At 62.9% G+C, this 10,682-nt stretch carries 11 protein-coding genes; 5 read left to right on the forward strand and 6 right to left on the reverse strand.

Annotation, left to right across the window (positions count from 1 at the left end):
- Positions 1-12: 12 nt before the first annotated feature.
- The 6 genes from AAG821_RS14650 to AAG821_RS14675 all read right to left on the reverse strand — a co-directional run bounded on the left by AAG821_RS14650 (position 13) and on the right by AAG821_RS14675 (position 5,661).
- Positions 13-1,461: an amidase gene (locus AAG821_RS14650; protein WP_341914133.1), complete on the reverse strand. Its 1,449-nt coding sequence runs from the start codon at positions 1,459-1,461 to the stop codon at positions 13-15.
- Positions 1,461-1,721, reverse strand: a complete 261-nt coding sequence (locus tag AAG821_RS14655; RefSeq protein ID WP_341914131.1) for a hypothetical protein — start codon at positions 1,719-1,721, stop codon at positions 1,461-1,463. Before AAG821_RS14655 ends, AAG821_RS14650 begins: the two co-directional genes overlap by 1 nt.
- A complete protein-coding gene (locus AAG821_RS14660; protein WP_341914129.1) occupies positions 1,718-2,644 on the reverse strand; it encodes an N-carbamoyl-D-amino-acid hydrolase in 927 nt (308 codons plus the stop codon). Before AAG821_RS14660 ends, AAG821_RS14655 begins: the two co-directional genes overlap by 4 nt.
- A gap of 1 nt (position 2,645) precedes the next feature.
- Positions 2,646-3,851 carry a diaminopropionate ammonia-lyase gene (locus tag AAG821_RS14665; RefSeq protein WP_341914127.1) on the reverse strand — a complete coding sequence of 402 codons (1,206 nt, stop codon included), beginning with the start codon at positions 3,849-3,851 and terminating at the stop codon, positions 2,646-2,648.
- Between the two features lie 74 nt (positions 3,852-3,925).
- Entirely contained in the window at positions 3,926-4,954 is a 1,029-nt protein-coding gene (locus AAG821_RS14670; RefSeq protein WP_341914125.1) for a histone deacetylase family protein, read from the reverse strand.
- On the reverse strand, positions 4,951-5,661 hold the full coding sequence (locus AAG821_RS14675; RefSeq protein ID WP_341914123.1) for a GntR family transcriptional regulator: 711 nt from the start codon (positions 5,659-5,661) through the stop codon (positions 4,951-4,953). The genes AAG821_RS14670 and AAG821_RS14675 overlap by 4 nt, the downstream gene beginning before the upstream one ends.
- A gap of 119 nt (positions 5,662-5,780) precedes the next feature.
- Here AAG821_RS14675 and AAG821_RS14680 point away from each other — a divergent pair, with 119 nt between their 5' ends.
- From AAG821_RS14680 to AAG821_RS14700, 5 genes are all read left to right on the forward strand, one after another.
- On the forward strand, positions 5,781-6,557 hold the full coding sequence (locus tag AAG821_RS14680; RefSeq protein WP_341914121.1) for a class II aldolase/adducin family protein: 777 nt from the start codon (positions 5,781-5,783) through the stop codon (positions 6,555-6,557).
- A gap of 31 nt (positions 6,558-6,588) precedes the next feature.
- The gene (locus AAG821_RS14685; protein ID WP_341914119.1) at positions 6,589-8,151 is read left to right on the forward strand and encodes an ABC transporter substrate-binding protein; all 1,563 of its coding nucleotides are present in this window, start codon (positions 6,589-6,591) and stop codon (positions 8,149-8,151) included.
- An 87-nt stretch (positions 8,152-8,238) separates the two neighbouring features.
- On the forward strand, positions 8,239-9,210 hold the full coding sequence (locus AAG821_RS14690; protein WP_341914117.1) for an ABC transporter permease: 972 nt from the start codon (positions 8,239-8,241) through the stop codon (positions 9,208-9,210).
- A complete protein-coding gene (locus AAG821_RS14695) occupies positions 9,207-10,046 on the forward strand; it encodes an ABC transporter permease (RefSeq protein ID WP_341916323.1) in 840 nt (279 codons plus the stop codon). Before AAG821_RS14690 ends, AAG821_RS14695 begins: the two co-directional genes overlap by 4 nt.
- Before the next feature lie 2 nt (positions 10,047-10,048).
- The coding region (locus AAG821_RS14700) for an ABC transporter ATP-binding protein (RefSeq protein ID WP_341916325.1) at positions 10,049-10,682 on the forward strand (634 nt) is incomplete at its 3' end.

Here is a 10,682-nt window from a genome sequence, read left to right on the forward strand (position 1 = left end):
GCCAGGCAAGACTTAGACTGGCACCTGCTGATGGCAAGGCTGCTTCACTTCATAGGCGCCGGCGATACGATAGAGCATCGCCTCATCGAAGGGTTTGCCGATCAACTGGAAGCCGATCGGCAGGCCGCCACGCACGAAGCCGGCCGGTACCGTCATGGCCGGCAGGCCGAGATAATTGATCGGCCGGGTCAGCCGGGTCAGCGCGGCAATGGTCTTGGCGGCTTCCGGTTTGCCAGCCACGTCGGTTTCTTCGATGGTCGGCGCCGGACGATCGGCCACCGGCGCGAAAACCGCATCGGCCCCGTTCATCGCCTTGAGGAAGGCGGCCGTCGCCTCGCTGCGCCAGCGCTGCGAATCGATATAATCCACTGCGCTAACCGCCAGGCCGTTTTCCAGTCTTCCCCGCACCTGGTCGCTGTAGAGATTGGGCCGGGTGCGCAGCCAGGAAGCGTGCAAAGCCGCGGCCTCGGCCGAAATCATCACGAAAGAAGCCGCCGTCACCATCTCCATATCCGGCGGCGTCATCTCGACAATCTTGACCCCCAGCTTGGACAGGAGCTTCAAAGCCGCTTCCAGACACTCGGCACTGGGCTTGTTCAGCTTGTCCCAGAAATAGCGGCGCGGAACGGCCAGCTTCAGGCCGCGTACGGCGCCGGATTTCGCCGCCGCGACATAGGCGCCCACCGCCTGCAGGCTGGCAGTGGGATCGCGCGGATCGGCGCCGGCAAGAATTTCCATCAGCAGCGCGCTGTCTTCGACGCGCCGTGTCAGCGGCCCAACCGTATCGAGCGAGAAGCTAAGCGGCATTGCACCCGCACGACTGACCCGCCCCGCGGTCGGCTTGAGGCCGACCAAGCCGCAGTAATGCGCCGGCTGGCGGATCGAACCACCGGTGTCTGAGCCTAGGGCACCAAAGACCATGCGCGCGGCCACGGCCGCGCCAGAACCGCTGGAAGAACCGCCGGTGATGCGGTCGGTGTTCCAGGGGTTACGGGCATGGCCGTAGTGATAATTGTGCCCTGTGGGGCCAAACGCGAATTCGGCCATATTGAGTCGGCCAAGATCGAGCGCCCCTTCGACATCCAGGCGCTGCAGGGCCGTGGCTGTCTCGGTCGCCTTCCAGTGCCGGCGGATCGCCGAACCGCAGGAGGTTTCCTTGCCGGCGCGGTAATACATGTCCTTGTGCGCCAGCGGCACACCGGCGAGCCGGCCGAGCCTGGCGCCGCGCTTGTGGGCGCGATCAACCGCCTTGGCCGCTTTCAGTGCGGCATCGGCCTCCAGCTTGAGGAAGGCATTCACGCGCGGTTGCCAGTCGGTGATACGAGCCAGGCAGGCTTCCGTCAGCGCCTGCGCGGTCACCTTGCCCTGCGCCACGGCGCGGGCGGCATCGGCCAGACCCATCAGGGCGAGGTCGGGTTTCGGCGCAGCCTGCTTCACGATTTTCTTCGCGGTCTTTTTCATCACCGCTTCCCCTTCTTCATCTCGACCGGTACCGCCGGGAACAGGCCCGGTTCGCGCTCGAAAGCCAGTTTCTGCGCCTGGGTCCGGAATTTCGCCGTGGCGACGCCCAGCGTGCCCGCAATGATATCCGCCCGACCCGGGCGCAGCAGAACGCCGGCCTCGGCAAACATGCCGGCGATCAGGGGCGGCTGCAAGGCGGCGGCGGCCTTGGCCGGCGGGGTCAGCGGCGTGATATTGGCTTTCTTCTTCGCGGATTTCATGGCGGCGGCTCGGCTCCCTTGCGTGCGGTGATCAGGCCATAATGCTGCGGCATGCGATGAACTGCAAAGTTGAATGTGGTGTTTTTATAGCTGGCACAGGCATCGAGATCGCAGCAGGCCACCGCCAGTTCGTCTCCATCGGTGCGCGTGGCCGCCACGGTGACGCCTGACGGCGCGATGATCTGGCTGCCACCGATCATCGGCACGCCTTCTTCGTTGCCGGCCTTGGCCACACCGACAACCCAGCTGCCATTCTGGTAGGCACCAGCCTGCATCGACAGCTGGTTGTGGAACAGCGAGAGGTCGTCATGTTCGGGGGCCGGCGCATTATGCACCGGCGTATTGTAGCCGAGCAGGATCATCTCGGCACCCTGCAGACCCATCACGCGATAGGTTTCCGGCCAGCGGCGATCGTTGCAGATCGCCATGCCCAGAATACCGCCGAAGCTGCGCCAGACCCTGAAACCGGTATCGCTGATATCGAAATAGCGTTTTTCCAGATGCTGAAAGCGGCGCCATGGCTCATGTTCGGCATGGCCCGGCAGATGCACCTTGCGGTATTTGCCGATGATCGCGCCATCCTTGCTAACCAGGATCGCCGTATTGAAGTGCTTGCCCTCCGACGTCAGCTCGGCATACCCAAGATAGAAGCCGAGGCCGAGGCGCTTTGCTTCATCGAACAGCGGCTGGGTTTGCGGCCCGGGCATGTCGCGTTCAAAGAAGCTGTCAATCTCGGCCTGATCAGTCATGAACCAGCGCGGGAAAAAGGTGGTCAGCGCCAGTTCGGGAAACACCACAAGATCGCACCCCATGCGCCTGGCTTCGCGCAGTTGCGCGATCAGGCGTTCGACCACCATGCCGCGCGTATCAGAGCGCGCGATAGGACCGAGCTGCGCAGCCCCGACCGTGACCAGACGTGCCATGTCAGCCCTGTCCTTTCAGGATGTCTTGCGGCTTCAGTCCGACGATCTGCTCATACACTGCAGGATCGGTTGCGCCTTCACTGCCGAACACCAGTATGCGCGAGGTCGCATCAAGCTGCAGGGCTGCCACCATATCAGGCTGCTGTCGCGCCGCCAGCGCACCGGCCAGCCCCGCCACCGCTGACTCACCCGCCACGATTGCCGTATCCGGCTGCGCCAGCCTGCGCATCAGATCGGCTGCGGCCGCATCCGATACCGTCATGAAGGCATCGGCGCCAGCGGATAAGATGTCCCAGGCAATCAGCGAGACCTCACCGCAGGCGAGACCGGCCATGATCGTATCCAGCGCACCCTCTACGACGACCGGCCTGCCGGCCCGGGCACTGCGATACAGGCAATCGGCCTTGTCGGGCTCGACAACGATGAAGCGCGGACGGTCAGGCCCCAGTGTTTCCCACAGATAGGCCAGCATGGCCGCCGCCAGACCGCCGACACCGCCCTGCACGAAAACATGGGTAGGAAGCTGTGGCGACTGCGTCAGTGCCTCGGCGGCCATCACCGAATAGCCCTGCATCACATCACGTGGGATATCGCGGTAGCCCGGATAGGACGTATCGGAAATCACGATCCAGCCCTGTGCGGCGGCATCCTGCTGCGCCTGCCGCACGCTGTCGTCATAATTGCCGCTTGTGCGCACCATCCGGGCGCCATAGGCCGCAATCGCCGCTTCGCGACCGGCGCTGACCAGAGCATGGATGTAGATGACGCAGGCGCAGCCGAATAATGAGGCGCCCCAGGCGACCGAGCGACCATGATTGCCATCGGTGGCACAGGTGACGGTCACGCTTGCCACGATGTCGCGATAGCGGCCAGCCAGCAGGTCGGCTGGCGCAATATCCTGCACCGATTTGCCAAGTGCGGCGGCCACTGCGCGCTGCAGCTGCCGCATGACGGCATAGGCGCCGCCCAGGGCCTTGAAGCTGCCGAGACCGAAGCGCCCGCCCTCGTCCTTGTACCAGATCGCGCCTAGACCGCTTTCAGCCGCCAGCGCTTTCAGATCACGAAGCGGCGTCGGCGCAAAGCCCGGCCAGGCGGAGATTTCAGCCTTTGCCGCCGCGTGGGCCGCAAGTGACTGGATCGCCAGCAGCGGCTGCGGATACAGGGCGGCAGGATCGGTGGTGCGGTTCAGAAAAAGTTCAGCAGCCATGGCAGAGACAGACCAAGTGTTTCAACCTGCCTAGCAAGGAACCTGCCAACTCGGTGTGAAACAGCGCGGCCGCACTAGCGGCTGGCCTCATAGCCTGCCAGCACTGCTGCAAGATTGACGCCGAGAATATCGGAGAGGTAGCCACCTTCCTGCACCAGCGTGGTGGGCAGGCCGATGCGGGCGATGGCGCCACCGATCTGGCGGAACCCGTCCGTGGTGATTTTCAGGCCCTGCAGCGGATCGGCCTCCGAGGCATCCAGCCCCAGTGCCACCACCAGAGCACCGGGCGCGAAGGCCTTGATGGTCGTCAAGGCACGATCCAGGGCCTTCATGTAATCAGCATCGCCGGTGCCGAGCGGCAGCGGGATATTCAGGTTGGCCCCCTGCCCCGCGCCGGCGCCGGTTTCATGGGCATAGCCGACGAAGAAGGGATAATAGCTGCCTGGATGGGCGTGGATCGATACGGTCAGTACATCGGCACGATCATAGAAGATGCCCTGGGTGCCATTGCCGTGATGCACGTCGACATCGAGAATGGCGACGCGTTCATGTTTTTGGCGCAGGTGCGCCGCGGCAATCGCACTGTTGTTCAGGTAGCAGAAACCGCCGGCCATATCGCGATAGGCATGATGCCCCGGCGGACGGCACAGCGCATAAATCGTGTCCTCGCCATCCAGCACCATCTGCGCCGCCGTGGTGGCCACATCGGCGGCCGCACAGGCCGCGGCAAAGGTGCCGGCGCCGATCGGGCAGGCCGTATCCGCAGTGTGCCAGCCCAGCTTGCCGACAATACCGGCGGGATAGCTGGCGCCCTCGCCGCGCTGGGCATGGATGTTGGGGATCATTTCACTGTTGGAATCGCCCAGCGCACGCCATTCCTCGAAGCCGGTTTCCAGAAAAGTCAGATAATCCGGGCTATGGACCCGCGCCCGAGGGCCGGCACCGAAACTCTGTGCCGGCACAATGGTGTGCTTGCCGCTGTTCAGGCCATTCAGTAGACGCGTGGCGCGCTCGGGCTGCTCGGTGGTCTTGCGCACCACGCCGCGCACCAGGAAGAACTGCGGGTCGTGGCTCTGGTGAGCATCGCTATAAACGGCTTTCACGAAACTTTCTCCGTGGTCTGGTTGGTTGGCAGATTGCGCACCAATTGCGCGACGCCACGCCAGGCATCGCCCAGATGGTATTCGACACCGCCCTGGATCTGCGCGGCATCACCGGTTTCGATGGCCGCCAGCAAGGGCTCATGGGTCTGCGCAATGCGCTGCGGATCATCATAGAGGCGACCGATCAGACCGATCACGATGCGCAATTCCGATGCAAGATCGTCGAACAGCTTCAGCAGCCGCCGGTTGCCGGAGATTTCGCAGATCAGCCGGTGAAACCGGTAATCCTCCTCCACCTGCCGCGCCGGATCGTTGATGGCTGCCGTTTCGTGCAGCACATCGAGCTGGCGCCTAAGCGCCAGACGGTTTTCCGGCGTCATCCGCTGCGCCGCCAGCACGGCGGCATGTTTCTCGATGCAGATGCGCAGGTCATAGAGATCGTCGATCTCGTCCGGCGCATGGGTGCGCACGGAAAAGCCGCGGCCCGGAATGCTGACCAGCAATCCCTGGCTTTCCAGCAATCGCCCGGCCTCGCGCACCGGCGCGCGGCTGACACCCAGTTCACGCGCGACGGCAGCCTCGGCCACCTTGGCGCCGGGCGGAATCTGACCGGAAATAATGGCATCGGTGAGCGCACGAGCAATCTGCGTGACCAGATCCTGGCTCACGATGGCGGGCAGACCAACCGGCTTAGAAGCGAGTCGCATTGCGCTATGTCCTTGATCTGCTTCTCTATCCCACAAATTGTCGACTGTCGACACTTTTCGATTGCGAGTCATTTCCAGCGCATGACAGTATGTCGCACCGTTTTCCGGAGGCGAGACTTATGACGGCATCCATTCGTGCGTTGAACAGCAGCCACGACCTGACCTGGCAGACCAAGGTGGATCTTGCGGCCGCCTATCGCCTGATTCACCGCCACGGCCTGGATGACAGCATCTACACCCATATCTCGGCCCGCCTGCCCGGCGGCCATGACCGCTTCCTGATCAATCCCTACGGCATGCGGTTCGAGGAGGTGAAGGCCTCCAACCTCGTTACCGTCGATATCGACGGCAAGGTGATCGAGGATCCGCTGGGCCTGGACATCAACCCGGCTGGCTTCACCATTCACAGCGCCATTCACTCCGCGCGGCCCGACGTGGTCTGCGTTCTGCACACCCACACGGTGGCCGGCGTTGCCGTCTCCTGCCAACAGGATGGGCTGCTGCCGCTCAATCAATGGTCAATGCAGTTCCATGGCCGCATCGCCTATCACACCTATGAGGGCATTGCCCTCGATCTGGATGAACGCCAGCGCCTGATCGCCGATCTGGGCGACAAGTCGGTGTTTATCCTGCGCAACCACGGCCTACTCACCTGCGGTCGTTCGGTTTCTGAAGCCTTCAAGCTGATGTTCAACCTGGAGCGGTCCTGCCGCGCGCAGCTCGCCATCCAGTCGTCTGGCGCGCCGGTCGTGCAGGCGCCGCCGGGCATTCCAGAAAAAACAGCCGGTCAGTATGCCAAGGGCTATGACCGCGTAGAGGCCGGAAATGGCCCGGATATTGAATGGGAGGCTTTCAAGCGGATGTTGGAGCGTACCGATCCCGACTACTGCACCTGAACCACGACCATTGCCACAGAGGGGGTTTGCTGTGCTGAAGAAAAGCTTGCTTGGTCTACTCGTTGCCACCGGTATTGCCACGTGCATTGCCGCCGGCGCCATGGCGCAAACACCGAAAGCTGGTGGCGTTGCCAATGTCATCATCCAGCCGGAACCGCCGGGCCTGATGCTGGCCATCACCCAGAACGGCCCGACCCAGATGGTGGCTGGCAATATCTATGACGGTCTGCTGCGCTACAGCCCGAAGCTGGAGCCGCTGCCGGGCCTGGCCGAAAGCTGGACCATCACTGATGAAGGCAAGACCTACACCTTCAAGCTGACCAAGGATGCCTCCTGGCATGATGGCAAGCCGTTTACGGCCGCCGACGTGCTGTTCACCGTTGAATTCATCAAGCAGACCAATCCGCGCGCACGCGCTAACCTGGCGCAGGTTGAAAGCGTCACGGCGCCGGACCCCTACACCGTGGTCTTCAAGCTGAAGCAGGCTTTCGGCCCGTTCATCGGCATTTTCGAGGTTGGCTCGATGCCGATGGTGCCCAAGCACATTTACGACGGCATCGACTGGAAGACCGCGCCGGCGAACAACACGCCGATCGGCACCGGCCCCTACATGTTCAAGGAATGGCAGAAGGGCTCGTTCATCAAGCTGGTGAAAAACCCGAAGTACCATGTGAAGGGCAAGCCGTATCTGGACGAGATTTATTGGCACGTCATCCCTGATGCGGCCGCACGCTCGGTTGCCTTTGAAACCGGCAAGGTCGACATCCTGCCTGGCGGCTCGGTCGAAAATTTCGACGTGCCACGCCTGAGCAAGATGAAAGACGTCTGCGTCACCGGCAAGGGCTGGGAATATTTCGGCCCGCTGGCCTGGATGTGGCTGAACAACCGCCAGGGTCCGACCGCGAACAAGCTGTTCCGTCAGGCCGTGATGTATGCCATCGACCGCGACTTCGCCAAGAATGTGGTTTGGAACGGCCTGGGTGAAGTGGCTGTTGGCCCGATTTCATCCTCGACCCGCTTCTTCGACAAGAGCCTGGCCAAATACAAGTATGATCCGGCCAAGGCCAAGGCCCTGCTGAAGGAAGCCGGTTATAAGGGCGAGAAGGTGCGCTTCATGCCGCTGCCCTATGGCGAGACCTGGACCCGCTGGGGCGAGGCCGTTCGCCAGAACCTGCAGGATGTGGGCATCAATCTCGAAGTCGTCGCCACCGACGTGCCTGGCTATAACCAGAAGCTCGGCGAATGGGACTACGACATCGGCTTCAGCTATCTCTACCAGTATGGCGATCCGGCGCTCGGCGTCGGCCGCAGCTATGTCAGCTCGAATATCGCCAAGGGTTCGCCGTTCAACAACGTTGAAGGCTATTCAAACCCGGAAGTCGATCGGCTGTTTGCTGAAGCTGCCACCGCCTTCCCCGATTCCAAGCGCCAGGAACTCTACAATCAGGTTACCAAAATCCTGATCGAGGAGGTTCCCGTTGCCTGGCTGCTGGAACTGGAATTCCCGACCATCACCAAGTGCAAGGTCAAGGATCTTGTCACCACCGGTATCGGCGTGAATGACGGCTTCCGCGACGCCTGGATCGACAAGTAAGCAGCGCGTTCCGCCTGCGACAGCATCGGCTGTCGCAGGCGGTCCCCTGCTTCATACAGCCTTCCCCGCTTTCCCCAGATTGCCCTGATGCTGTCATTTGTCGCCCAGCGCCTTATCAAGGCGGTGATCGTCCTGCTGGCGATCGTCGTCCTCAACTTCTTCCTGATCCGCGCCGCGCCCGGCGATCCGGCTACGGTGATGGCCGGTGAAGCCGGCGCCACCGACGAGTTGTTCGTTGCCCAGCTGCGCGAGAAATTCGGCCTCGACCGGCCGATGCATGAACAGCTGTTCTTCTATGTGAAGGGCATCGTCACCTTTGATCTCGGTTTCTCCTTCCGCCAGCAAATGCCGGTCTCGAAGCTGATCCTCGACCGCTTGCCCGCCACCCTGCTGCTGACTGGCACCGCCTTCCTGATCTCGCTCGGCATGGGCGTCCTGCTCGGCGGGATGGCAGCGCGACGCGCCGGTCGCTGGACCGACACGTTGATCACGACATTCTCTATGGTGTTTTACGCCACGCCGCTCTTCTGGGTGTCGCTGATGGGCATCCTGCTCTTCTCGGTGACACTCGAGTGGCTGCCCAGCTTTGGCTACGAGACCGTCGGTGCCGGCTATACCGGCCTGCGCCATGTCACCGATGTCGCGGCCCATCTGGTGCTGCCGGCATCGGCGCTCGGCCTGTTTTTCATGGCCACCTATACCCGCATGACCCGCGCCTCGATGCTGGAGGTCTCCCGCCTCGATTTCGTCAAGACGGCACGCGCGAAGGGCCTGGGCGATCGCGTCATCCAGCGCCGCCATGTGCTGCGCAACGCCCTGCTGCCGGTGGTGACCCTGGCCGGACTGCAGGCCGGCACGCTGGTCGGCGGTGCGGTGCTCACCGAGACTGTGTTCGCTTGGCCCGGCATCGGCCGTTTGATGTATGACGCGCTGATCCAGCGCGACTACAACCTGCTGCTCGGCGTCTTCGTCGTGTCCTCGGCCATGGTGCTGGCCTTCAATCTGATCACCGACCTGATCTATCGCCTGGTCGACCCGCGTATCGAGATGAACACATGAGCAGCTTCTGGAAAACCCTGCTGCGGCATCCCGGCGCGGTGATCGGCCTCGTCATCATGGCGGTTGTCCTGTTCATTGCGATTTGTGGCCCATTCATCTTCCCAACCTCGCCCTGGCGCATGGTGCAACGGCCCTTCCTGGCGCCGATGGTGGCGCCCGGTTTCCCGTTCGGCACCGATGCCCTCGGTCGCGACGTGGCGGCCGGCCTGATCCACGGTGCGCGCGTGTCCCTGCTGGTCGGCCTGGTCTCGACGCTGGCAGCGCTGGCCATCGGTGTGCCGCTCGGTGCCATTGCCGGCTATGCCGGTGGCAAGGTGGATGATGCCCTGATGCGCTTTACCGAATTCTTCCAGACCGTGCCCAGTTTTGCGCTCGCCATCGTGCTGGTGGCAATCATGCAGCCCTCCATCGTCTCCATCGTTGCAGCCATAGCCATTGTCAGCTGGCCACCGGTTGCCAGACTGGTGCGTGGCGAAGTGCTGTCGCTGCGCAGCCGCGAATATGTGCAGGCGGCCATCGTCACCGGCCATACCAATGGCTGGATCATCTGGCGCGAAATCCTGCCCAACACGCTGTCGCCGATCATCGTGCTTGCCTCGCTGATGATCGCCACCGCGATCCTGCTCGAATCCTCGCTGTCCTTCCTCGGCCTCGGTGATCCGAACCTCATGTCCTGGGGCTATATGGTCGGCGCCGGCCGCACCGTGATCCGCCAGGCCTGGTGGATCACGGTGTTTCCCGGCATCGCCATCCTGCTGACTGTTCTGGCCCTCAACCTGATCGGTGAGGGCCTGAACGATGCGCTCAACCCGCGGCTTGCCAAGGAAGGTCGCTGAGCATGAGCACCCCCGTCATTGCCATCAAGAACCTGAAACTGGCGCTGCCCATTGGCGGCGACCGCGGCTTTGCCGTCGATGACGTCTCCTTCGACCTTGAGGCCGGCAAGATCCTCTGCGTGGTGGGCGAGTCCGGGTCTGGCAAATCGATGTGCGCGCATGCGCTGATGGGCCTGCTGCCGAAAGCCGTGAAGGCACAGGGCGGCGAGATCCTGTTCGAGGGCAAAAACCTGCTCGGACTGGATGAAGAAGCCTGGATGGCGCTACGCGGGCGGCGCATTGCCATGATCTTCCAGGAACCGATGACCGCACTCAATCCGCTGATGCGGATCGGCGACCAGATGGCCGAGATGTTCGAGGCCCACGACCTGCTGACGCCGGCCGAGCGGCGCCAACGGGCGTTGGAACTGGCCCGCGAAGTCGGCCTGCCCGATCCCGAGCGCATCATCCGCGCCTATCCACACCAGCTGTCTGGCGGCCAGCGCCAGCGCGCCATGATTGCCATGGCACTGGCGCTGGAACCTTCTGTTCTGGTGGCGGATGAGCCGACCACGGCACTGGATGTCACAACCCAGGCGCAGATCCTGAAACTGGTGCGCGACCTGCAGCAGCGCCGCAATATGGCTGTGATGTTCA

The organism is Ferrovibrio terrae (assembly GCF_943372915.1).
GTDB classification, from domain to species: Bacteria; Pseudomonadota; Alphaproteobacteria; order Ferrovibrionales; family Ferrovibrionaceae; genus Ferrovibrio; species Ferrovibrio terrae_A.